The organism is Microbacterium meiriae, from assembly GCF_040685015.1.
GTDB lineage: Bacteria > Actinomycetota > Actinomycetes > Actinomycetales > Microbacteriaceae > Microbacterium > Microbacterium meiriae.
Map to the genome: position 1 here is coordinate 10,287 of NZ_JBFBHD010000002.1, position 23,023 is coordinate 33,309.

Here is a 23,023-nt window from a genome sequence, read left to right on the forward strand (position 1 = left end):
CAGGAGAACCGGTGGCTGAGAAAGCGGCGAAGTCCAGGGCGAAGGCACAGAAGGCCGACGACACTCCCATGGGACCCACCGGCCGTCCGTATCAGGGCTTCCCGATCCCGGCGCCGCTGAAGTCGCACGGCCCCGCGCGCATCATCGCCCTCTGCAACCAGAAGGGCGGCGTCGGCAAGACGACGACGTCCATCAACCTCGCCGCCGCCCTCGCGGAGTACGGTCGCAAGGTGCTCGCGGTGGACTTCGACCCGCAGGGCGCCCTGTCCGCCGGTCTCGGCATCCAGACGCACGACGTGCCGACGGTCTACGACCTCCTGCTCGACACGAAGCGCGACGCCCACGACGCGATCGTGCACTCGAACGTGCCGGGTCTCGACGTCCTCCCCGCGAACATCGACCTCTCGGCCGCGGAGGTGCACCTCGTCAACGAGGTCGCCCGCGAGACGATCCTCGCCCGCGTGCTCCGGCAGGTGGCGGGGGAGTACGACGTCATCCTCATCGACTGCCAGCCGTCGCTGGGCCTGCTGACCGTGAACGCGCTGACGGCGGCGCACGGCGTCATCATCCCTCTCGAGTGCGAGTTCTTCGCGCTGCGCGGTGTCGCGCTCCTCATCGAGACCATCGACAAGGTGCGCGATCGCCTGAACCCCTCCATCGAGATGGACGGGCTGCTGGCGACCATGTACGACCCGCGCACGCTGCACTCGCGCGAGGTGCTCGAACGCGTCGTGGAGGCGTTCGGCGACGACGTGCTGGAGACCGTGATCGGCCGCACCGTGAAGTTCCCGGATGCGTCGGTCTCGGGGGTCCCGATCACCGAGTTCGCTCCGGAGCACGCGGCCGCACAGGCATACCTGCGGCTGGCCAGGGAGCTGGTCGCCCGTGGCGCCGTCGCCTGACGAGCTCGGAACCGCTGAGGTCCCGGCACTCGCCGACGCCGTCGACGGTGCGGAAGCTTCCTCCGCCGACGACGCCGGTTTCCGGGTCTCGCTGTCGAACTTCGACGGCCCCTTCGACCTCCTGCTGACCCTCATCTCCAAGCACGAGATGGACATCACCGAGGTGTCGTTGAGCGCCGTCACCAACGAGTTCATCGCGTACCTCGCCGACCTCGAGGACGAGGAGGAGCTGGACCAGGCGTCGGAGTTCCTCGTCGTCGCCGCGACCCTGCTCGACATGAAGGTGGCGGGTCTGCTGCCGCAGGGCGAGCTCGTCGATGCCGAGGCCGTGGCCCTGCTCGAAGCGCGCGACCTGCTCTTCGCCCGTCTGCTGCAGTACCGCGCGTTCAAGGAGGTCTCCGCGTGGTTCGCACGGTGCCTGCAGCGGGAGGACCGCCGCCACGTGCGCGCGGTGCCGCTGGAGGAGAAGCACCGGAAGCAGACACCCGAGCTCGTCTGGTCGCTCACGACCGACGACTTCGCGGCTCTGGCACTGCTGGCCTTCGCACCGAAGGAGATCCCGCACGTCGGGCTCGACCACCTGCACGCGCCCCTGGTCAGCATCCGCGAGCAGGCCGCGATCGTCGTCACGCTGCTGCGCGGCACCGAGTCGCTGAGCTTCCGCGAACTCGTCGCCGGCGTCACCGAGCCGGGCATCGTCGTGGCCCGCTTCATCTCGGTGCTGGAGCTGTACCGGCACGCGGCGCTGTCCTTCGAACAACTGGAACCGCTCGGGGAGCTGACGCTCCGTTGGGCCGCCGACTCCTGGTCGGACGAGACACTCGCGACCCTGGGGGCCGACTATGACCGATGACATGACCGAGACGGAAACCGGGCTCCGCGAGGAGCCCGACGCCGTGACGGGTGCCGAGTTGCCCCTCAGCGAGCGCGTGGAGGCGATCCTCTTCATCGTCGACGAGCCGATCGGCCTGGTGGCTCTCGCCGCGGCGGTCGGCGCGCCGGTGCCCGCCGTCCGGCAGACGGTCGAGTCGCTGGTCGAGGACTACGACGGCCGGGGCGCGGGTCCGCGGCGCGGCTTCGAGCTGCGGGAGGTCGGCGGCGGATGGCGGCTCTACGTCCGCGAGGACCTGGATCCGGTCGTGGCGGAGTTCGTCGGCGGCCAGGCTCCGGCCCGGCTCTCGCAGGCCGCGTTGGAGACGCTCGCGGTGATCGCGTACAAGCAGCCCGTCACCCGTAGCCAGGTCGCCTCGATCCGCGCGGTCAACGTCGACTCCGTGGTCCGCACACTCCTCGCACGGGGCCTGATCACCGAGCTGTTCGCCGACTCCGAGACCGGGGCGATCAACTACGGCACGACCGATGCGCTCCTCCAGCATCTCGGCATCAACTCTCTGGATGAGCTTCCGCCGATCTCGCCGCTCCTCGATGACGGCGCCGACGGCTTCGACGAAGGGACGGTCCGATGACCACCGACGCCCACGATTCCGCAGCCCCCGAGGGCGTCCGACTGCAGAAGGTGCTGGCCGCCGCCGGCGTCGCGTCCCGTCGGGTCGTCGAGCAGTACATCGTCGAGGGGCGTATCCGCGTGAACGGCCAGGTGGTCACCGAGCTCGGCCGCCGCATCGACCCGGAGCGCGACCTCGTCGACGTCGACGGCACTGCGGTGCAGCTCGACGTGTCCAAGCGCTACGTGATGCTGAACAAGCCGACGGGCGTGGTCAGCAGCATGCGCGACGAGAGCGGCCGTCCGGATCTCCGGCGCTTCACGAAGGACTACGAGGAGCGGCTCTACAACGTCGGGCGCCTGGACGCCGAGACCAGCGGCCTGCTGCTGCTCACCAACGACGGCGAGCTCGCGCACGTCCTCGCGCACCCGTCCTTCGGCGTCACCAAGGTCTACATCGCGAAGGTGGAGGGGACGGTGACGGCGCAGACCATCTCGAAGCTCACGAAGGGCATCGAGCTGGAGGACGGCCCCATCGCCGCCGACAAGGCCCGCCTGCTGGACACGTCGGCGGGCTCGAGCCTCGTCGAGCTCACGCTGCACTCGGGACGCAACCGGATCGTGCGCCGGATGATGGCCGCGGTCGGCCATCCGGTCACGGAACTCGTGCGGCGGCAGTTCGGTCCGCTGCACCTGGGAACCCTCCCGGCGGGCCGGACGCGGGAACTGAGTAAAATCGAACTCGGCGCGCTGTTGACCCTCGCGCGCCGGGAATCCGGTGTCGCCGAGGCGCCAGGCGAGCAGGAGAGCGAATGACCCAGACGACGAGTGCGCCCGCGGCGCGGAAGGCCGGTGCCGTCGCGCCGCGCCTGTCCGGCACCGTGCGCATCGTCGGCGCCGGGCTGCTCGGTGCCAGCGTCGGCCACGCACTCCGCGCGAAGGGCATCGACGTGGTCCTCACGGATGCGTCCCCTGCGCAGCTGCGCCTCGCCGTCGACTACGGCGCCGGACGCCTTCCGCAGGATGACGACGCCCCGGTGCTCGTTGTTGTGGCCGTGCCGCCGGATGTGACCGCCGACGTGATCCAGGCCGAGCTCGAGCGCTACCCTGACGCCGTCGTGACGGATGTCGCGAGCGTGAAGCTGGAGCCGTTCCGCACGCTCCGTGACCGCGGTGTGAACCTCGCCCGCTACATCGGCTCCCACCCGCTCGCCGGCCGGGAGCGCGGCGGGGCGATCTCGGCGCGAGCCGATCTGTTCATCGGACGGCCGTGGGTCGTGTGCCGCGACGAGGACACCACCGCGCGGGACCTCGCGCTGGTCGAGGCGCTGGCTCTCGATGTCGGTGCGATGCCGCTGGAGATGACCCCCGAGGAGCACGACCGCTCCGTCGCCCTCACCTCGCACGTGCCGCAGGTCGTCGCGAGTCTCCTCGCCGGGCGTCTTGCCGGGGCCGAGGAGGGCGCGCTCCGCCTGGCAGGGCAGGGCGTGCGGGACACGACGCGCATCGCCGCATCCGCTCCAGAGCTGTGGGTGCAGATCCTCGGCGCCAACGCCGGTCCCGTGGTCGAGATCCTCGACGCCCTCGCGACGGACCTGAGCGAGGTCGCCGATGCGCTGCGCGCTCCGGGCGCACCGGGTGCCCGTCGCGTGCTCGCGGAGACCATCCGCCAGGGCAACGACGGCGTCGAGCGCCTCCCCGGCAAGCACGGACAGAACCGACGCTTCGAGACACTGGTCGTCATGGTCGACGACACCGCCGGTCAGCTGGGTCGCCTGTTCGGCGAGCTCGGCGAGCTGGGCGTCAACGTCGAGGACCTGCGGCTGGAGCATTCTCCCGGCGCGCAGTTCGGCCTCGCCGAGATCAGTGTCGACCCCGCGGCGCTGCACGGCGCGATCACCGGGCTCCAGGAACGCGGCTGGCGCATCGCAGGGAACACCAATGACTGACACCTCCACCGTCTCCGCCACGAAGTTCATCGCCATCGACGGTCCCGCCGGGTCCGGCAAGTCGAGCGTGTCCAAGGCGATCGCGCGTCGCGAGGGCTTCGGCTACCTCGACACCGGGTCGGCCTACCGGGCTCTCGCCTGGCACGTGCTCGATCGCGGCGCGGACACCGGCGACGCGGAGGCCGTACGCGCCGCGGCCGCCGACTTCCCGGTCCGCCTCGGCCTCGACCCGGATGACCGCACGGTACGTGTCGGCGACGTGGACGTGACGGAGGCGATCCGCGAGCCCCGCGTGTCCGGCGCCGTGAGCGGCGTGGCGCGGGTGCCCGAGGTGCGCACCCAGGTCAACGAGCTCTTCCGGGCACTGGTCGCTGAGGCGCCGTACCCGGCCGTGGTGGTCGAAGGCCGCGACATCACGACCGTCGTGGCACCCGATGCGCCCGTCCGCATCCTGCTGACCGCCGCACCGGAAGTGCGTGCCGCCCGCCGCGCGGGCGAGCTCGCAGGCGAGAACGCCGCCGCCGTCGCGGACGCCCTGCACAAGCGCGACGCCTCCGACAGCGCGGTCGTCGACTTCCTCAACGCCGCGGAAGGCGTGGAGGTCGTCGACTCGACCGCACTCGATTTCCCCCAGACCATCGACGCCGTTCTCTCGGTGATCGAACGACTCCGAGGAGCACACCGTGGCTGACGACGAATACGAAGGCGGTCCCGACCAGCTCGCCGAGAAGATGGACCAGCTCGACGAGCAGCTGGCCGAGCAGCGCGCGGAGACCCTGCGCGCCGGCCTCGCCGACTACGAGCTGGACGACGAGGACGCGGAGCTCCTCGCGGGCATCACCCTCGGCGAGGACGGCATCCAGTACAGCCCCGCGCTGCCCGTGGTGGCGATCGTCGGGCGGCCGAACGTCGGCAAGTCCGCGCTCGTGAACCGCATCCTCGGCCGTCGCGAGGCCGTCGTGGAGGACACCCCCGGTGTCACCCGCGACCGCGTCACGTACAAGGCCGAGTGGAACGATCGTCGCTTCACGGTCGTCGACACCGGCGGCTGGGAGCCCGACGCCCGGGGCATCGATCGGTCCGTCGCGGCACAGGCCGAGGTCGCGATCGACCTGTCCGATGTCGTGCTGTTCGTCGTGGACGCCATGGTGGGCGCCACCTCGACCGACGAGCACGTCGTGAAGCTGTTGCGCAAGAGCGGCAAGCCGGTCTTCCTCGTCGCCAACAAGATCGACGACGGGCGTCAGGAGCCGGAAGCGGCCGCCCTGTGGAACCTGGGTCTCGGGGAGCCGCACCCGGTCTCCGCGATCCACGGTCGCGGTGTGGCGGACCTGCTCGATGCCGTGCTGAAGAAGCTCCCCGAGGTGTCCGCCGTCGCGAAGCAGGAGATCGGCGGCCCGCGCCGTGTCGCGATCCTGGGGCGCCCGAACGTCGGCAAATCCTCGCTGCTGAACAAGGCCGCGGGGGAGGAGCGCGTGGTCGTCAACGACCTCGCCGGCACGACCCGTGATCCGGTGGACGAGGTCGTGGAGCTCGGCGGCAAGATGTGGCGCCTGGTCGACACGGCCGGTATCCGTCGCCGCGTGCACATGGCGCAGGGTGCGGACTTCTACGCGTCGCTGCGCACCTCCGCCGCGCTGGAGAAGGCCGAAGTGGCCGTCGTGGTGCTCGACGTCTCCGAGACGATCAGCGAGCAGGACGTGCGGATCATCGACCTCGTTCTCGAGTCGGGCCGCGCGCTCGTCCTGGCGTTCAACAAGTGGGATCGCCTCAACGACGACGACCTGGAGAACGCCGACCGCCGCCGCTACCTGGAGCGCGAGATCGAGCAGGACCTCGCGCATGTCGCGTGGGCCCCCCGCGTGAACATCTCGGCGAAGACCGGCCGTCACCTCGACAAGCTCGTCCCGGCGCTGGAGACCGCGCTGGAGAACTGGGATCGCCGGATCCCCACCGGCAAGTTCAACGCGTTCCTCGCCGAGCTCGTCGCCGAGCACCCGCACCCGGTGCGTGGTGGAAAGCAGCCGCGCATCCTCTTCGGGACCCAGGCGTCGACCCGTCCGCCGACGTTCGTGCTGTTCACGACCGGTTTCCTCGACCCGGGCTACCGCCGGTTCATCCAGCGCCGCCTGCGGGAGCTGTATTCGTTCGAGGGCACTCCGATCGTGATCAACATGCGGGTGCGCGAGAAGCGTCAGCGCTGACTCGTTGCCGCGCATGTCGCGGCGGTGGCGCCGGAGCCCCGATGCTGTGAAAAGCTGAGGGGGTGACTGTCGTACCTCCCGCCGCCGGTGAACCGCGTCGCCCCGAGGGGCCTCGCGATCCGGGCGATGCCTGGGTGGTCGCGGACACGGGCGAGCGGTACTGGGGGCGCTTCGGCGCCGCAGGTCTCCTCGCCGTCGATGCGGAGCGCGGCATCCTGCTGCAGCATCGCGTCGCGTGGAGCCACTTCGGCGGCACCTGGGGTCTGCCCGGGGGAGCGCTGCACGAGGGTGAGGCGGCCATCGTCGGTGCCGTGCGCGAGGCGCAGGAGGAGGCGGGAGTGCCGGATGGTGCGGTGCGGCCCCGCTTCACGAGTGTGCTCGATCTCGGCATCTGGTCGTACACCACCGTCGTCGCCGATGTGCGGACGCCGTTCGACCCCGTGATCAGCGACCCGGAGAGCGTGGCGCTGTCGTGGGTACCCGTCGAGGACGTGGACGCGCTGCCCCTGCACCCCGGCTTCGGTGCGGCGTGGCCGATGCTGCGGGCTCAGCTCTCGGCGCATCCGGTGGTCGTGGTCGACGCCGCCAACGTCGTGGGCTCGGTCCCGGACGGCTGGTGGAAGGATCGCGCCGGAGCCGCGGCACGACTGCGCGATCGTCTGACGGGCCTCTCTGTGCGCGCGGACGACCTCGGACTCGCGGGGGATGACTGGTTCCCGGAGGTATCGCTCGTCGTGGAAGGTCGCGCGCGCGACATCGCGGAGGCCTCCGCCGAGGGATCACCTGCGGATGCCGCGGCCGCGGAAGCCGGCGTCGCGAGCCTGGCCCTGGACGTCGTGCGCGCGGAGGGCGCCGGTGACGACGCGATCGTGGCCGAGGTCGAACGCCGGGTCGCGAGCGGGCGGCCGGTTCTCGCGGTGACCAGTGACCGCGAGCTGCAGTCCCGCGTCGAGGCTGCCGGGGCCCAGGTGCGCTCGAGCGGCTGGCTCCTCCGTCTTCTCGACGCGTAGCGCGAGACGCGGGCGTTTCGCTCCGCGGCCCCAGGTGCTCGTGCAGTGCTGGGGCCTGGCACGGCTTGGTCCGACGTGGCGTGGCTTGGCGTGGCCGGGCTTGGCGCGGCCTGGCTTGGTTTGACGTGGCCTGCGTCACCGCTCGCGAATGACCCGCTGTCGTGATGACCCGCGAAGGTCAGACGAACGCGACCCGACGCGGGGCGTGATCGGTGTGGACGGCGCCGAGGGGACTTCGCCATTCGAGAACCCCGCCGGGATGCTGACGTACCGTCCAGCGCTGAGGCTCCGGGATATCGGGGTGTTTCAGCACATGGTGTCCGCGGCAGAGGTGCGCGAGGTTGTCGACGCGGGTCGGGCCGCCCTTCGCATGATCCCGGGTGTGGTCGATGTCGCAGCGGTGTACCGGCTGGCGGCACCCCGGGAACCGACAGTGCTGATCGCGGGCGCGGAGCAACCGGCGCATGCTCTCGGTCGGGCTGTAGGCGTCCGTTTCGACGACCTGCCCGTGAGGGTCGAGGAACAAGCGCGTCCATCCGCCGTCTCGTCCGGCCAGAGCGCGGGCGACATCCGGGTGGAGAGCACCGTGCCCGTCCAGTTCGCCGGGACGGTCGTCGAGTCCGGCGAGGGTCGTCGCCGCCACGGTCACCTGCAGGCGACCCCGCACCCCGGTGATACCGTCGCCCTCGACGGCACTCGGATCGGCCGTCAGGAGGAGATCGGTCAGAAGGTCGGCCTGCACCTGGCTCCAGGTGCGGGTGTCTGAGGGGGCCGATTCCGCCTCGGGGTCGAGGGCGTACGTGTCGCCGTCGGCGCTCGGGATCGTAGTCCCCGCCCGGGTGTCATCGCACGGGCGATCCGTTTCGACGCTGTGAGCAGTCAGTAGTTCGTGGTTCGCAGGAGCCAGGGGATGCGTCGCTTCGTCCGACCCCGCATCAGGCGCGGGAACCGCAGCGCGCGCCCGGAGCACCGTGCGGGTGAGCTGACTCAGCCGGTCGGCGATCGCCACCGCCGCCCACTCCGGGAGGATCGCCGTCAGGACCGCGAGGCCGTCGTCGACCGATCGCACTGTGACGCAGCGCTCGTCCGCCGCTCGGCGGTGTCGCTCCGTGATGGTCTCGCCGACGAGAGCGGAGGCGACGCGGCGGGCATGCACCCGCGTGCGCGCCGCGGTCTCGGCTTCGGCGACGACGAGCACCGCCGTCTCGAACAGCGCCATCGTCTCCGGCGCGACGACGCGGTTGCGGATGGCCTCGTCCACGATGGCGCTCGCCCGTGCGACCTCCCGGACGTGTGCGGAGCTCAAAGTTCCCTCGTGGAAGGCCTGCCGCACGCGGGGGAGCGCCGTGCTCAGCGCAAGAGCGTCGGCGAACGCGAACTCCATGGTGCCGGTGGAAACGCGCCCCGCCGCGGCGAACTCGGCGACCATCGAGCGGTGGATGGCGTCACGGTGGTGCGGGGCTGACGCGACGTCTTCGTCGCGGAAAGCGATCTGCGCGACCAACAGCTCCGCGGCCTCTGCCTCCAGCGCCGCGATGCGCCGGCGGGTCTCCGCCCAGGCGTCTCGCACGCGTCGCCGCTCCTCCAGGTCGAGGGGTGCGGTCGTGAGGTTCGTCATACCTCGATTTTAGAACGTATGTTCGAACGAAGGAAGGGTTCAGTCCTGTTGTATATCGCTTCGTCCGCGAAGGCGATCGATGTCTCGACGCTCCCGCTTCGTAGGTCGCCCGGCACCGCGGTCTCGAACGCCGAGGGCCGCCTGCGGCTCCCGTTCCGGTGTCCGGTCCTCGTAGGCGAGGGCGGCGAGCGGCGCGCCGACACGCTTGACGAGGACCTGCCGCACGATCAGGATCCGGTCGAATCCCGCGATGCGGATGCGGAGCTCGTCGCCTACGCGAACCGCCTGCGCGGCCTTCGCCTTGTCGCCGTTGACGCGCACATGCCCGGCGCGGCATGCGGTGGTCGCCGCGGACCGGGTCTTGTAGACACGCACCGCCCAGAGCCAGCTGTCCACCCGCGCGCTGTCGACCATCAGGCTGCCCTCCGCTGCAGGGAGACGAGCGCGCCCGCGACGATCAGGCCCTGGCCGAGCGTGTATGTCAGCATCACGGCGGGGCTGCTCCAGGCCGGGAGGGCGTCGGGGAGGAAGAGTCGGAAAGCGAGGATCGTGTCGCTCGCCAGGAAGAACGCGCCGCCCGTCGCGACGAGCGGGTGACATCGTGCGGCGAACGCGGCGGTGCCCGCGAGGAGCAGGCCGTACAGCGCGACCCCGATGAGGAGCGGGCCCGTGTGCGGGCCGAGAAGGAGGATCATCGCGAGCCACCAGAGGGCATAGATCGCTGTCCACCACGGCAGGCGGCGGCGCGCCAGGTGGCGGGCGAAGAGGACGATGTAGGCGATGTGCGCGAGACCGAAGAAGCCCAGCATGAGCGGAAGCTCGGGTGCCGCGGGGAACAGCGCACCCGCGCCGTCACCCAGCCAGGAGAAGAGCAGGGCAACGAGGAGGAGGGCCACCGTCACCGGCGGGTGGATCCGTCGCGCCGCCACCAGGACCGGCACCGCGAGCAGAGGCATGAGCAGCAGCTTCGTCGGAGCCGCGAGGTCGTGGCCGAGCGCCAGAAGCACGACGTGCAAGGCGGAGACCACGGCGTAGGGGACGAACGCCCACACGATCGCGGGAGGAAGGGCGCGGCGCTGCATCCCTCCATCGTATGACCGGAGGCGCATGTCGTCCCGAAGGCGGTCGATCGGACCGGCCCGCTTCAGGACTCGACGGTGACCGTCGCCACGGCACCCGCGGTGTCGAGGTGCACGGCGGGCCAGTAGCCCTCCGGGAAGTGCTCGCCGCAGGTGTCCGTGAAGTGGAGGACGACGGTGCCGTCGGCTCCGGCCTCGATGGTCTCGAGCTCCAGGTCGTCGGCCGCCTCGTCGAGCTCGGTGGGGGCGGGGTCTCCGGTGCTGAACGTCGCGACCACGGCGTCCGAGGCGACCCGGCGCAGTCCCGGGAGCGCGGCGACGACTGTGCGCAGCCGGGGGAGCAGCGGCGCGACCTCGTCCGGTGACGCGCCCTCGACCATCAGCTCGTAGGTGCTGCCGTCGACCTCGACGCTACCGACGAACCAGTCGTGGGTGAGGACTGAGCCGTCGTCGAGCTCGGAGGTCGCCCGGTGGAGCGGTCCGAGGTCGGGATCGTCGAGGGAGGAGTTCGCGGCGCTCATGCCTTCACGCTATCGCTCTCGTTCGGTGTGATTTCCAGGGCGACGAGCACGCGCCCCGGCTTCATCACCGCCTTCTCCTCGAAGCCGGCGCGGAGAAACGTCCCGAGTGTGCCGTGGTACAGATCGTTCGCGCGCTTCTTCTCGCCGCGGGTATCGACCGGATAGCCCTCGATGAGGCGGGCGCCGGACTCCCGCGCGAAGGCGATCGCGGCGTCGAGAAGCTCCGCGTTGAGCCCGGTGCCCCGATGCTCCCTGCGGACGACGAAGCAGGTGACCGCCCACACGGACTCGTCGTCGAACGGCTCGGTGCTCGACGCGGCGATCATGCGGGTGCGGGGGATCCGGGCCTGACGGGTGCGCGGTCCGATCCGGATCCAGCCCGCGGCCTCGCCGTCGACGTACGCGACCAGTCCCGGAGGGGGACCCTCGTCGATCTCGGCGCGGAACATCTCGGTGCGCTGAGGCGTGGTGGTCTGATTCCAGTCCTTGTTCGGCAGCACCGGCCAGATGCACTGGCAGCTCGCCCCGTCACCGCCGCCGGTGAGCGCGTGCTGCACGTCATCCCAGCGGGCGGTCGTCGCCAGCGCGGTCGTGATCGTCGACATGCAGGCGACGGTACAAGCAGCTTCCGACACCCCGCAACGCCTCGGTTCGCGAGAGGGCCGCGGGTGCGGCTAAGATAGGGGAGTTGCCTGCGCGAGAGTGCAGAACAACGGGCTGTGGCGCAGCTTGGTAGCGCACTTGACTGGGGGTCAAGGGGTCGCAGGTTCAAATCCTGTCAGCCCGACCATTGGGCTGTTGGCAATACTGATTGCAGAACAGCTAGAGAAAAGGGAAGGGCACCTGCTTCGAGCAGGTGCCCTTCCCTTTTCTGCGTCTGCGAGATCGGATTCGAGTTCATATGGTCGAGTCCGCACGATTCTGGGGACGAAAACACGAACGCGCCCGGTTTTCGGGCGCGTTCGATTGTCCTGGTGTAGCGGGGAGCGTGCCGGGCGTGCCGCCGGCGGGCGTCGTCAGTGTACGGAGCCGTTCAGGTGCGCATTGGTGTCAGCGCGAGCTCGCTCGGTTGGCCGGGCGGTGTGTTCGTCAGCGACGATGCTCGACCGCCTCGGGGGATACTGAGGTCGCCGTTGCCTGTGGTCTTCGTGTAGCGATTGGCCCAGACGCGGTCGCGGCGGCGGATGGTGTGGACACGTGGAGTCGTGCGCGCTCGTTCGATCTCTCGGTCGCTGAAGAAGGCTGCGATCTTCCGGATGTTGTGGGCCGCGATGAGGAGTGTGACGAGGATCTGTGCGGCGGCGATTCCGCGGACGCGGCGGCGACCGGCGGTTTCGATGTCTGCGTCGCCTGATGCCTTGAGCTGATGGTTTCCGGACTCGACGGTGTTGCGGGCGTGGTCGTGGAAGGTCTCCCACTCTTCGGTGCCGTAGGCGAAGGCCTGCTGCGGGGCCTGCATCTCAGTGAGGTCGAACGCGGCCGAGTGCTTCTTGCAGATGGTGTCGAGGAACTCTTCTTCCAGGGTCTCGGGCTCGACCTCGGGGCGGGCCTTCTTAGCCGCGCTGAGCATCATCTCGCGGAGTGGGCAGGTGACCGTCGGACTGGGGCCGAGGGCCGGGCAGCGCAGCATCACTTTTCCGTCAGGCGTCTTCGCCTTGTCTTTGACGTGCAGCTGGAAGGCCTTCCGCTCTTCGATTCGGGCTCGATGCGTTGCGACGTCGATCACGTCGCCGAGACGATCCGGAGTGGCGTTCAGGAGGGGCTTCGGCGTGCTCGGGCAGTACGCGTCGCCTTCGACGAACAAGGCGCCGTGCTGGCCACCCTTGACGCCGACGCGGTCGGATCGGTAGTCCGTGGACGGAGTGAAGCCGGTTTTCAATGCCGGCTTCAGGAGTCGGAAGGGCTTGGCGTTGGCCCAGTACTGCTTGTCAGCGTCGGCGACACCAGGGGCGAGGTCGAGCATCGCTGCGGCTTCGAGGAGGTGCGCAGCTTCTTCGGCGACCTCCATGTTCGGGATGCTGAGGGACGCGGCGACCACGAGACTCGGGAACCGCTTTGAGCTGGGCTGCTCGGCGTCGACGCGAACGGCCAGGTTCGCCACCCATCCCCAGTCGTAGTCTCCCGACTTCCCGCGTTCAGGTGCGGTCTGGTCGACCTCGCCCTTCTGGTTGTCGACGCGCTCAGCTTTGCCGCTCTTGACGTGCCACCCGGCGAAGGCGTCCACGGGGCCAGGGGAGACCTCGCCGAAATCGGCTCCCTTTTCAGCCTTGACCTTGCTCGCGAGATGCTTGCGGCTGTACCCCTTGGTGGTGGGTGTGCCGATGTAGGTCTGGTCGAAGGAGAGATCCATCTGCTTCGAAGCCCGACGCACTTCTCGCGGCTGGAGCATGAACGTCATGCGGATAAAAAGGCGGGTGTACTCGTCCAGGCGCGCCTTGTACTTCTCCGCGCGCTCTGCGTCGTGATTGCGAAGGATCTCCTGGATCTGAGTGTGGGTCTTGGCAGTGTAGAGCTCCTGCGGGTAGGGGTCCATCAGGGTCTTCATTCGGTGGAACGCGCGAATCGTGTTCGTGTACCAGCGCTTCGTTGTGGCGACATGGGTAGCAAAGCTCGTGGGCGTCTCGGGCAGGTCGAGGAGGTCGCTGGACTTCGTGGAGAGCCTGTGCTGAAGAACGTACGCGGCACGCCGGATGTGGAGCGGGGCCCCTTCCTGAGCAAGAAGAAGGAGGGCGGTGAGCAGGGCGCGGTAGGAGATCATCGCGGGTCGTCCGCCCATACCGTCGCGTTTGGCATCTTCAGCGGCCCAACGGTCGAGTTGCTCGAGGATGCCGGACTGCCGGACGCGGGTTTCCGCCAAGGCCACAGTGGAGTCGTCGAACTGCTGGAGGTCGCGGCCGCGACCGAGGACCTCGCGCTCGGTGATGCCGCAGTCGTCGTTGTCGTCGAAGGCGCGGTAGTAGTCGATGTCGACGGAGGTCATCGTGCGACCTCCGCTCCGACGAGCTGAGCAGTGAAGTCAGCGACATCCAGCACGTTCGCGTGCTCGTAGTACCGAACGAGGGTCGAGTAGTGCTCGAACCCGGCCACTTCACGGAGCACGGGCAGCGGCACGTTGTTGTTGATGTGGTGCAGCAACCACGCCGCACGAAGCGCTGCCGGGGTGGGACGGACGGGCGCGGGGTGGTCAGTGAGGAAGGACTGGATGATGCGGGGCGGGTACTCGGCGATCCGCGGTCCACGAAACAGACGCTGGTCGGCGTCGGCCCGGCCGTCGATGCTGCGAAGCAGCACCCGAGCCCAGGCGTGTCGCACAGGTACGCGTCGGGCACGCTTGCCGACGACATCGACGAAGACGACGTCGCCGTCGCGGTGGATGTCGGCGACGCGGACGTTGACGATCTCGGCCGCGGTCAGTCCAGCGCCGCCGGCCAGTCCGAGGAGCGCCTGAGCGTTCTGGCGCTTCTTCACGGTGGTGAGCGAGTTCGCCCAGCTGTGCATCGACGCGATCTGCTTCGTCGTGAACGGGGAGCGGACCTTGCCGTGCGGTGCCGTGATGGCGATGAGGTCGGCGTCGGCGAGCTCGCGACCGATCTTCACCAGCTGACGGGATACGCCCCACCGGTGACCCGCGGATCGGTTCTTATGGACCGTCTCGAGAAACCGGTCGATGTTGCTCTGCGTGTAGACCCGACGGATCGTCAGCTCTGTACCCGTCCGCGCCCACACCCACATGTGGAACGACGCGGACATCGTCATCAGCCGGCGAGCCACATCGAACGAGTGCGGCAGCATCGCGGCTGCGGTCTCGACGGTGAAGGAGCGTGTGGCCGTCCAGGCGCCAGCCAGGGCGGCGCTGTTGGGCCGGTACTTGACGATGATGGGCGCGGCCAGCTCGGGCAGCTGCGGGTGGGATGCGAGTAGTGCTGCGGTCTCGTCGAGGTTGTCGCTGAGTCGGTGGTTTGGGTTCATGACCACCGTGTACGCGGCCAGTCGCCAAAGCGTGCGTACGGCGTGTCGCACTTCCCGCAGCACAGCGCACCGGCCTAGTCCCGAGAGCGCTCGAAGTCGGACTTCGATGGCGGAAGTGGTGCCCGCGACGGAAGGAACCGTCGAATCCTATCCAGCGCCGCAAGGTGCTCGAGCCCTGCGATACGAAGGAGTTCCCCCGGAGGTGTCCGGGCCTGCAGATGGGTGAGCAACCAAGTCGTCCGCATCCGCGCCGGCCTAACATCCAGCTCTGTCTTGTGCCCCCGATGTAAAAAGTCGGTGACCTGAGCCGACCGCACCCCCGTGCGTCCAATACGGAATACCCACTGGTCGTCGCCCAGCTCTTCTATCGCTTCTCGGAGTGCGGGTTGCCATGCAGGGAGAACCGGGACGAGCCGTGGTCGCCCCGACCATACCAGGATATGAACGTCGTCCCCGCGCACGTCGATGTCCCCGGTGCGCACCGACAGAAGTTCACGGGTCGCGAGGCCTGCTCCGAACCCCATCGCGAGGAGGGCGGCCGCGTCACGACGGCGGACAGTCGACCCCTGGGCGCCGGCCCAGCTCCGGAGGGCAGCGATCTCAGCTGAGTTGTATGGCGGAGTGGGATCAGACCGAGGAATAGGGAAGGGGGCCTCTGAGGGTGGGGTCACGGTGTCGACGATGGTGAGGAGGACGGAGCGATACGTGGCCCGGCTCCCGCGCGTGAACGATTCCATCCCTCGGTGGACGTACTCTTCGACCAGTCGACGCCGGAACATCTGTGCGACGTCGAGTTCCAGGCCTTTGGTCTGCCACGCCCACAGCACGAACGCCGTCGCGACCGGATACAGCGAACGCGCCTCCCGACCCGTCCGACTCGCCGTCTTGTTCACCGCAGCCGTCACGACCGGCCCCAGCGTCGTCCAGTACCGTGCCGCCTTCTTCGGCGCGAAGGCTCCGTCGTCGGCCTCATCGTCGACCTTGGTATCGGCCATGGTCCAGCTGTTCCTACTGCGGGAGTGGTGTTCGTGACACCTGGTTGATGCTCAACACCGTGGCGGACGTGCGGCGAGTGAACAACACTCCGGGGACGTCTCGGTCGATGAGGAGCACCATCGGAACGCCGACTCGGCACGTCGCGACAGCGACCAGCGCGGCGGATTCTGGGTCGAGCACCGTACGGACCCCTGTGCGCACTTCTACCGTGCGGGTGACCTGTCGGTTGTTCATGTCGAGGCAGTACTCGACTCCATCATCTGTGGTCACGACGAAGACGCCGTCCATCTCGTCGAGCACCCGGACCTGCGGCTCGTCGTCGATCTGCACGATGACGCCTCCTTTAAATGTCAGCAACCCTACGAAGCCGTCTAGGGCGACTCCGCCGACTCAGCGACAGCGACGCGTGTGCTCGGCGCGGTCTGACGACGGGTGCACACCGCGCATAGGTCCATTGGGCGAGCCGTCTCGCCCATGAAAGGACCCTGTGCGCGCGTCGACCCCTGCAGAACTCCACCAAGAAGCTGAACAACTACGACGGGCGGAGGGGCCCGTCGATCCCGTCGCCGACCGGTTCGCCGCGGCGGTGACGTTGGTTCTTGACGACCAAGTCGTACCTCAGCGCCGCGCAGCGACCTGGATCCGTTCTCTCCATGCCTACGAAGATCACTGGCGACACCACGGTCGCGCGCCACGCGAGAACACTCGCGCGAGGACGACCCTCATGGACGAGGAACGCCATCTCGGCGAGTGGGCTCGGTATCAGCGTCGCTTCGAAGGCGGCCTGAACGCGTACCAGCGCGCTCGACTCGACGTCTCACCCGCTTTCGAGTGGGATCCCCTGGATCGCGCGTGGAACGAAAGGTTCGAAGAATGCGAACGATTCGTCGCAGCGCATCGCACCCTTCCTCGATTGCACGCGGCAGATCGGGCAGAGTTCGTGCTCGCGCGATGGCTCGGCCGTCAATTGCTGCGACTCCGAAACGGACGACTTGAACGTGCTCGTACTCAGAAGTTGCTCCGACTTATTCGAGAAGCGCGCCGAACATAACCCCGGCCGCACCCGAGCGGTCCCACATGCTGAATTTCGTGCACGCTTCGCAATCCTGGCCTGATCGCATCCAGCAGTGGTCGGGCTGCAGGATGGTTGTCTACCAGACGCGAGAACGTCAAGTGCCAGCATTATCATTCGGGTCTCGGCGTCATTGCCGTGGGCGACCCCGCACCCCGAATCGCTAGTCTGGGCGAGGCCATGTCATGCTGCCATCCGTTGCTCTGAGTGGCTGCGCCGCCGGCTGTGGCGCTTGAGAAACGCTCGCTCATGCTTTCGGCGCAGCGAAAAGATAAGAAGTGTCTTAGCTTCGGCCTTACGATTCCGCTTCAGGTCTCCCGAAAAGCTCCGAATCCGTTCTCTCGGCCATGTTCGAAGCTCGCCGGCCGGAAGACTGGGGGTATCGAAGGGGAGTAGCTCCGGGCCGTAGCGCCTGAGGGTGCATCGACATACTGACGTTCACGGAGATCGTCCGGTGCCCCGTCCCGATCCGGGATGAGCGAGACCTTCGGCCTCTCTGTGTGGCCGAAGCTCCGCTGTGTCGTCTCTTCGGTCGCGCCCGACCGAAAGGAGAGCGCGATGCCTCGCGCCCTCATCTCCCGCATCCTGTTGTGCCTGACGATTGCCGCCCCGGCCGTTGTGTTCCGCATCCTCGCATTCCACCCGAACCCCGTAGTCGACCTGTTCGTGTTCGGTGCCGCGGTGGTCGCTGCGAGCTTCCTGCTCGCCTGGGCCGCCGAAGCCGCGCAGAAGGACATCTCCGGCGCCCTCGCGATTGCGATCCTCGCCCTGATCGCCGTGCTCCCCGAGTACGCCGTCGACCTGTACTACGCGTTCCGCTCGGGTTCGGACCCCGACTACGCCCAGTACGCCGCCGCGAACATGACCGGGTCCAACCGGCTGCTGCTCGGCTTCGGCTGGCCGCTGGTCGTGATCGTCGCCCTCATCGTCGCCAATCGAGGTCTTGGCCGTGGCGACACGCGCCGGGTGTCGAGTCTGGGCCTTCCCGTGACTGCGCGCCTCGACGTCGGATTCCTCGGCATCCTCGCGGTGCTGGCATTCGCGATCCCGCTGCTGGGCAACATCCCGATCTGGTTCGGCCTCGTCCTGATCACCGGATTCGTGCTGTACCTATGGCGCGCGAGCCGGGTCGAAGACGACGGCGAAGAGGAGTTCGTCGGAGCGGCAGCCGACATCGCCGGAATGCCGACGCGTGCCCGCCGCGTCACCGTCATCTCGATGTTCGTCGTGTCGGCCGCGATCATCCTCGCCTGCGCCGAACCGTTCGCTACCGCGCTCGTGGATTCGGGGACGTCGCTCGGCATCGACAGCTACTTCCTCGTCCAGTGGCTCGCCCCACTCGCCTCCGAGGCTCCCGAGTTCATCATCGCCGTGCTCTTCGCGCTGCGCGGCATGGGCGCCGCCGCCATCGGCACCCTCATCGCCTCGAAGGTCAACCAGTGGAGCCTGCTCGTCGGATCCCTCCCCATCGCGCACTTCTTCGGAGGCGGAGGAGGCGACCTGCCACTCGACTCCCGCCAGATCGAAGAGTTTGTCCTCACCGGCACACAGACCCTCATGGGCGTCGCGATCATCATCGCGCTGCGCTTCCACTGGCGCTCGGCCGTCGCCCTCGCAGCGATCTTCGCTGTGCAGTTCTTCGTCACCGACACCACCGGCCGCTACATCCTCTCAGCAATCCAGGTGCTGATCGCCGTGGGGATGCTCATCGCGCACCGCGCACACATCCTGCCCACTCTCACGGCACCGTTCCGCCGCACCCCTACTCGGGAACGTCTCAGCGAGACTCCGACGGCTGCCTGGCAGTGACGTGAGCACGGCATCTGCTGTGTGAGTGAGATGCTCGATTCCGTTGTGCGCTTGTCGTGAGTCATAGCGTGATGCCCGTGGCGCGTGGCAGTATCACCTCATGGTGGGATCCTCGAAGCTCGCGTCTGTGCTGTATGTCGAGGACGATCCACTGATCGCGGCGATGACGGTCGAGGTGTTGTCGGAGACGTATCGGGTCGATCATGCGTCCGACGGCGAGGTCGCCCTGCGTTTGGCGCTGGGTACCCGGTATGACCTGATGGTGGTGGACCGGCGGCTGCCGGGGATGGACGGTGTCGATCTTGTTCGCGCGGTGCGCACGGCGCACATCACGACCCCGGTGCTCATGCTGACTGCCCTGGGCGCGGTGGACGACAAGGTCACGGGGCTCGACGGTGGGGCGAACGACTATCTCGTCAAGCCGTTCGACTACGAGGAACTCCTGGCGCGGTTGCGCGCATTGCAGCGGGCTTTCCAGTCGGGTGGGGCGCGGCGCGAGCTCGGTGAGTGGAGTTTCGCCCCGACAGCACAGGCGGTCTTTGACCCGTCGGGGTACCGGATCACGCTCACGGCGACGGAGAGCGCGTTGCTGGAGGTGCTCAGCGGGAGTCCGGACCATGTGTTCAGTCGAGAGGAGATCCTCCGGGCGGTGTTCCCTGCCGGTGATTCCGCGAGCTCCGTGGACACGTATGTGCACTATGTGCGGAAGAAGACGACTCCGGAGATGATCGAGACGGTCAGAGCGCGCGGGTATCGTGCGGGGAACCCGTCATGAGTGCGCAGAGAGACCCGGATGCGGAGAAGGTGCGGCGGGCGGCTCGGGTCGTCGCGGTCTGGGTGGGCGTCTCGTCCGGGGTGATCGTCCTCGGAGGTGTGCTGATTCTTCTCGCGGTGGTGCTGTCGTCGTCGCGCCGTGAGGGCGAGAGGCACGAGGGCGGGTGGTTCCCGGGTGCGGGTGGGGACGATTTCGTCGTCGACATCAGTGTTCTCGTGCCCGCCGTGGTCCTGCTCGGTGCGGTGGGGGTGCTGTTGCTGGCCGTGGTTGCGAGTATCGCCGCGCGGCGAGCAGCACTCCCGTTGAGCGATGCTCTGCGGCGGCAACGACAGTTCGTCGCGGATGCGAGCCATGAGCTCCGTACGCCGTTGACGGCGTTGACGAGCCGTATCCAGATCCTGCAGCGCCGTCTGGACCGCGGCGAGGACGTGACCGCGACGGCGCGCGAGCTGCGAGAAGACGCGGATCGCATGCGCGACGTCCTCTCCGACATGCTCCTCGCCGCAGAAGGACAGTCGTTCGCCGGAGAATCAGCGGTCCTCGCCGACGCCGCTCGCGGCGCCACAGCCGCGATCCGCTCCCTGGCGGACGACACGGCTGTGAGGATCGACGTCGACGTCGTGGACGCTGTCGTGCCGGTGCTGCCGGTGACCCTCGTGCGGGCTCTGGTCGCACTCCTGGATAACGCGGTCGCGCACTCACCGGCAGGCGGCTCGGTCGAGCTCTCAGCACGGCGGTCGGCGAGCGGGGTGGAGATACGTGTGACCGACCACGGGGCTGGGATCTCCGGTATCGACCCCGCTCAGGTGTTCGAGAGGTTCGCTCGCTCTCCCGACAGCGGCCGTGGACGCGGATTCGGGATCGGGCTCTCGCTGGTGCGGGATGTCGCACAGCGCGCCGGAGGGAGCGTTGTCGTCGAATCGACGTCCCCGGGAAGGACAGTGTTCCTTCTTACGCTGCCCACGACGACGCCGAGGTGACCTCGACGGGCGTCGACCCGATCCACCGTGTGGTGGCTCCAGTATCCGTGACGAGCAGCCCGGTCCTCGTGCGGGAGGCGGCGATCCAGGTGGTGTCGGAGGAGCCTGCGGCGATGGCGGCCGTAGCCCAGACGTCTGCGTGAGCGAGAGTGTCGGCGACGACGGTGACGGAGGCGATGCCGTGCGCGCGGTGACCGGTGCGTGGATCAATGATGTGCCTGCCACGTTCGGCGGGACCGGACGTGGCCACAGCACCATTCGTCACCTGCATCGTCGCGACAACGCTCCCGGGGCGACACGGGTCTGCGATTCCCACGTCCCAGACCCAGTCCGAGCCCTGTGCGGTGAACAGTTGCAGGTCTCCTCCGGCGTTGATGCCGACGGCCCGTGACCATACGAGGAGAGGGGCGAGGTGTCGTCTGCTCGCGTGTTCCACCGCCCACCCCTTGACGTACCCGGTGGGGTCGAACCCGCCCCGCCAAGATGCGGAGAAGAGCCCGCCGGTCTCGTGTTCGTAGTCGGCGCACGCGGCAGCGACCTCTGCCACGCGCGGGTCAGCGTCCTGGATGCGGAGGTCACCGGCCCGGATGCGGCTGATGTCGGATTCGGCCCGGTAGGGCGAGAACACGCGGTCGATGTCGCGGAGCTCCGAGACGCACGCCCGCACCGCATCCCGGACCGCAGCGTCGTCACGCGGGTCGACGATGTGGATGCTGATGGCGGTGCCCATGATGTGCTCCACGTGCACGTGGATGTCTGGCGTGGTCATTGTTGTGCCTGATCGATAGCGCTCTGCAGCGAGCTCGTGTATCCGTCGCTGGTGTAGGTCGCGCCGGACACCATCTGGATGTGTGCGCTCTGGCCCTGGACGGTCTCGGAGACCAGCAGCGGGATCGCGTGTGCGTTGATCTGTTGGTCTCGACCGTTGCTGTCGGGATACTGGAGCGCTTGCGCGTCGGTGATCTTCCCTCCCGACACGGTGATCTGCACCTGGATGGGCCCGTAGCGCGTGTGGGTGGTGTCGCCGGTGAACGTCCCGTCCGCGAGCCCCGTCGTAGTCCCGGCGGTGGTGGTCGATGCCGACCCGCTGGTGCCCTGGGTGGTGCTGCTGGCGGGGCTGGCGATGTCGGAGGGGGGAACAGCGTCGAGGGAGGTGCGGTAGCTGAACAGGAGGACGATCCCGCTCAGTGTCGCGAGGAGTGCGTAGATGATCTTCTTCATGGCGTTGCTCCCTCGGTGCTCAGGAAGTGAAGGATTCGGAGTGGATGCGGTCGACGGTGAAGCCGGCGCCTTGGAGGTCTTCTCGTAGTGCGCGCATCCACCCGTCGGGGCCGCACAGGTAGACGTCGTACTCGTCCGGGTCAGGGGCGATGTAGCGGAGCAGATCGGGGCCATTCCAGGCGGTGTGGGTGGCCGGCAGCCACGGGGAGTTGCCGCCCGCGCGGGGGCCGGTGAGCGGGAAGTGGCGCACTCCGCGCTCACGGATCAGCGACGAGATCGGCTCCCGCAGTAGAGCGTCAGAGTCCGCACTGTCCCGGACGACCAGGGCCGCGTCACCTGGCTCGTATCGCTCCGCCTCGAGAAGCGCGACGAGCGGGGCCACTCCGGCTCCCGCACCGATCATGAGGAGCTTCCGGCCGCTGCGGCGATCTCCGGTCATCTCCCCGAACGGACCCTCCACCAACACTCGGGTGCCCGGACGCAGCGACGCGAGTCGTGTCGTGCCGTCGCCGACGAGGCGCGCCGTAAGCGCGTAGGTGTCGCCCGGAGCGGCCGAGAGGGAGAAAGGGTGCCCTCGCATCCATCCTGGCCCATCCAAGAACCGCCACACGAAGAACTGGCCCGCCCGTGCCTTCAGCGCACGGAGGTCCCGACCGGACATGCGCACGGTGACACCGGCTGCCCCATCGAGTGCGACGGTGTCGACGCGGAGAGCGTGTCGATGGGAACGGACAAGCGGTGCGACGACGCGGAACACCATGACGGCTGCCGCTGCGATAGCCCACAGCGACCACCAGTAGATCGTGGCCGGTGTTGATGCGAGGAAGTCGGCTCCCGTCCATAACTGGTGCGGCAGAGCGAGGAAGACGCCCAGGTACGCGTACAGGTGTAGCAGATGCCATGACTCGTACCGCAGGCGACGGCGGGCACGGCGGATCGAGGTGACCACGACCATCACGAGCAGACCGGTTCCCGCAGTTGCCAGCAGCATCCCCGGGTAATCCCAGACGAAACTCCACAGCTGATCCCACAGTCCCACACCCGCCGCCGCAGCGTACCCGATGACCAGCAGCAGGATGTGCAGACCCATCAACCAGAACGACCAGAAGCCGACCTGTCGATGAAACCGCGTGATCCCCTCACGCCCAAACCCCCGCTCGAACAGCGGAACCTTCGCCATCAACAACACCTGATAGAGCAACAGGTTCGCTGCGACAAGCCCGGAGAGCCGTCCCAGAGTGGTCACGCTCTCCGCAGAGAAACTGAGTACGGCGGTCACCCCGCCCCCGGCCACCCACAGTGCGACGACGAACAAGCTCGTCGCCCAGATCACGCAGAGTGCGGCGACCCGCCACCACGAAGTGGCGACCCGGGGCTTCGATACACGCAAGGTCGGCGTGAACGTTGAGGCGGTGCGGAGGGTGCTCATGACGCCATCGTCCACGCGGCCCTCTGAGAGAGCTTTAAGAAAGCT

At 68.3% G+C, this 23,023-nt stretch carries 23 protein-coding genes and 1 tRNA gene; 12 read left to right on the forward strand and 12 right to left on the reverse strand.

Annotation, left to right across the window (positions count from 1 at the left end; genetic code table 11):
* Positions 1-68: 68 nt before the first annotated feature.
* From AB0N68_RS08530 to AB0N68_RS08565, 8 genes are all read left to right on the forward strand, one after another.
* On the forward strand, positions 69-902 hold the full coding sequence (locus AB0N68_RS08530) for a ParA family protein (protein ID WP_164498181.1): 834 nt from the start codon (positions 69-71) through the stop codon (positions 900-902).
* Positions 886-1,755: a segregation and condensation protein A gene (locus AB0N68_RS08535; protein ID WP_280569339.1), complete on the forward strand. Its 870-nt coding sequence runs from the start codon at positions 886-888 to the stop codon at positions 1,753-1,755. The genes AB0N68_RS08530 and AB0N68_RS08535 overlap by 17 nt, the downstream gene beginning before the upstream one ends.
* Positions 1,745-2,368 (forward strand): SMC-Scp complex subunit ScpB, encoded by a 624-nt coding sequence (scpB, locus tag AB0N68_RS08540; protein WP_187661848.1) that lies wholly within the window; start codon positions 1,745-1,747, stop codon positions 2,366-2,368. The genes AB0N68_RS08535 and scpB overlap by 11 nt, the downstream gene beginning before the upstream one ends.
* Entirely contained in the window at positions 2,365-3,162 is a 798-nt protein-coding gene (locus AB0N68_RS08545) for a pseudouridine synthase (protein ID WP_259954748.1), read from the forward strand. The genes scpB and AB0N68_RS08545 overlap by 4 nt, the downstream gene beginning before the upstream one ends.
* Positions 3,159-4,295: a prephenate dehydrogenase gene (locus AB0N68_RS08550; RefSeq protein ID WP_187661846.1), complete on the forward strand. Its 1,137-nt coding sequence runs from the start codon at positions 3,159-3,161 to the stop codon at positions 4,293-4,295. The genes AB0N68_RS08545 and AB0N68_RS08550 overlap by 4 nt, the downstream gene beginning before the upstream one ends.
* Positions 4,288-4,986 (forward strand): (d)CMP kinase, encoded by a 699-nt coding sequence (cmk, locus tag AB0N68_RS08555; RefSeq protein WP_313366653.1) that lies wholly within the window; start codon positions 4,288-4,290, stop codon positions 4,984-4,986. The genes AB0N68_RS08550 and cmk overlap by 8 nt, the downstream gene beginning before the upstream one ends.
* Positions 4,987-5,026: 40 nt before the next feature.
* On the forward strand, positions 5,027-6,499 hold the full coding sequence (gene der, locus AB0N68_RS08560) for a ribosome biogenesis GTPase Der (protein ID WP_232089245.1): 1,473 nt from the start codon (positions 5,027-5,029) through the stop codon (positions 6,497-6,499).
* 62 nt (positions 6,500-6,561) lie between these two features.
* The gene (locus AB0N68_RS08565; protein WP_280569347.1) at positions 6,562-7,509 is read left to right on the forward strand and encodes an NUDIX domain-containing protein; all 948 of its coding nucleotides are present in this window, start codon (positions 6,562-6,564) and stop codon (positions 7,507-7,509) included.
* A 178-nt stretch (positions 7,510-7,687) separates the two neighbouring features.
* Here the strand turns inward: AB0N68_RS08565 and AB0N68_RS08570 are convergent, their stop codons facing one another.
* The 5 genes from AB0N68_RS08570 to AB0N68_RS08590 all read right to left on the reverse strand — a co-directional run bounded on the left by AB0N68_RS08570 (position 7,688) and on the right by AB0N68_RS08590 (position 11,332).
* Positions 7,688-9,127, reverse strand: coding sequence for an HNH endonuclease signature motif containing protein (locus AB0N68_RS08570; protein WP_313366652.1), 1,440 nt, complete (start codon positions 9,125-9,127; stop codon positions 7,688-7,690).
* A gap of 39 nt (positions 9,128-9,166) precedes the next feature.
* Positions 9,167-9,541, reverse strand: a complete 375-nt coding sequence (gene hslR, locus AB0N68_RS08575) for an Hsp15 family ribosome-associated heat shock protein (RefSeq protein WP_280569353.1) — start codon at positions 9,539-9,541, stop codon at positions 9,167-9,169.
* Positions 9,541-10,209, reverse strand: coding sequence for a lysoplasmalogenase family protein (locus AB0N68_RS08580; protein ID WP_280569356.1), 669 nt, complete (start codon positions 10,207-10,209; stop codon positions 9,541-9,543). The genes hslR and AB0N68_RS08580 overlap by 1 nt, the downstream gene beginning before the upstream one ends.
* 62 nt (positions 10,210-10,271) lie before the next feature.
* Positions 10,272-10,727: a hypothetical protein gene (locus tag AB0N68_RS08585; protein WP_280569359.1), complete on the reverse strand. Its 456-nt coding sequence runs from the start codon at positions 10,725-10,727 to the stop codon at positions 10,272-10,274.
* Complete coding sequence (locus tag AB0N68_RS08590; protein ID WP_259954761.1) at positions 10,724-11,332, reverse strand: GNAT family N-acetyltransferase; 609 nt, start codon at positions 11,330-11,332, stop codon at positions 10,724-10,726. The genes AB0N68_RS08585 and AB0N68_RS08590 overlap by 4 nt, the downstream gene beginning before the upstream one ends.
* 108 nt (positions 11,333-11,440) lie before the next feature.
* Between AB0N68_RS08590 and AB0N68_RS08595 the strand changes: the two genes are divergently transcribed.
* Positions 11,441-11,517: transfer RNA gene (locus tag AB0N68_RS08595), tRNA-Pro, on the forward strand.
* A gap of 243 nt (positions 11,518-11,760) precedes the next feature.
* On the opposite strand, the gene AB0N68_RS08600 is transcribed toward AB0N68_RS08595, so the two are convergent.
* The 4 genes from AB0N68_RS08600 to AB0N68_RS08615 all read right to left on the reverse strand — a co-directional run bounded on the left by AB0N68_RS08600 (position 11,761) and on the right by AB0N68_RS08615 (position 16,022).
* Complete coding sequence (locus AB0N68_RS08600) at positions 11,761-13,707, reverse strand: hypothetical protein (protein ID WP_105950117.1); 1,947 nt, start codon at positions 13,705-13,707, stop codon at positions 11,761-11,763.
* A complete protein-coding gene (locus AB0N68_RS08605) occupies positions 13,704-14,696 on the reverse strand; it encodes a tyrosine-type recombinase/integrase (protein ID WP_105950116.1) in 993 nt (330 codons plus the stop codon). The genes AB0N68_RS08600 and AB0N68_RS08605 overlap by 4 nt, the downstream gene beginning before the upstream one ends.
* A gap of 74 nt (positions 14,697-14,770) precedes the next feature.
* Entirely contained in the window at positions 14,771-15,691 is a 921-nt protein-coding gene (locus AB0N68_RS08610) for a site-specific integrase (RefSeq protein ID WP_105950115.1), read from the reverse strand.
* A gap of 13 nt (positions 15,692-15,704) precedes the next feature.
* Positions 15,705-16,022 (reverse strand): hypothetical protein, encoded by a 318-nt coding sequence (locus AB0N68_RS08615; RefSeq protein WP_105950114.1) that lies wholly within the window; start codon positions 16,020-16,022, stop codon positions 15,705-15,707.
* A 1,300-nt stretch (positions 16,023-17,322) separates the two neighbouring features.
* Here AB0N68_RS08615 and AB0N68_RS08620 point away from each other — a divergent pair.
* From AB0N68_RS08620 to AB0N68_RS08630, 3 genes are all read left to right on the forward strand, one after another.
* Positions 17,323-18,573 (forward strand): calcium:cation antiporter family protein, encoded by a 1,251-nt coding sequence (locus tag AB0N68_RS08620; protein WP_199787652.1) that lies wholly within the window; start codon positions 17,323-17,325, stop codon positions 18,571-18,573.
* Between the two features lie 100 nt (positions 18,574-18,673).
* The gene (locus tag AB0N68_RS08625) at positions 18,674-19,348 is read left to right on the forward strand and encodes a response regulator transcription factor (RefSeq protein WP_105950112.1); all 675 of its coding nucleotides are present in this window, start codon (positions 18,674-18,676) and stop codon (positions 19,346-19,348) included.
* A complete protein-coding gene (locus AB0N68_RS08630; RefSeq protein ID WP_105950111.1) occupies positions 19,345-20,328 on the forward strand; it encodes a sensor histidine kinase in 984 nt (327 codons plus the stop codon). The genes AB0N68_RS08625 and AB0N68_RS08630 overlap by 4 nt, the downstream gene beginning before the upstream one ends.
* Here AB0N68_RS08630 and AB0N68_RS08635 read toward each other — a convergent pair.
* From AB0N68_RS08635 to AB0N68_RS08645, 3 genes are read right to left on the reverse strand one after another with little or no spacing between them, the layout of a single operon-like run.
* Positions 20,300-21,097: an FAD:protein FMN transferase gene (locus AB0N68_RS08635; RefSeq protein ID WP_105950110.1), complete on the reverse strand. Its 798-nt coding sequence runs from the start codon at positions 21,095-21,097 to the stop codon at positions 20,300-20,302. The genes AB0N68_RS08630 and AB0N68_RS08635 overlap by 29 nt on opposite strands.
* Entirely contained in the window at positions 21,094-21,549 is a 456-nt protein-coding gene (locus AB0N68_RS08640; protein ID WP_105950109.1) for an FMN-binding protein, read from the reverse strand. Before AB0N68_RS08640 ends, AB0N68_RS08635 begins: the two co-directional genes overlap by 4 nt.
* A 19-nt stretch (positions 21,550-21,568) precedes the next feature.
* Positions 21,569-22,978 carry a ferredoxin reductase family protein gene (locus AB0N68_RS08645; RefSeq protein WP_105950108.1) on the reverse strand — a complete coding sequence of 470 codons (1,410 nt, stop codon included), beginning with the start codon at positions 22,976-22,978 and terminating at the stop codon, positions 21,569-21,571.
* Positions 22,979-23,023 lie beyond the last annotated feature (45 nt).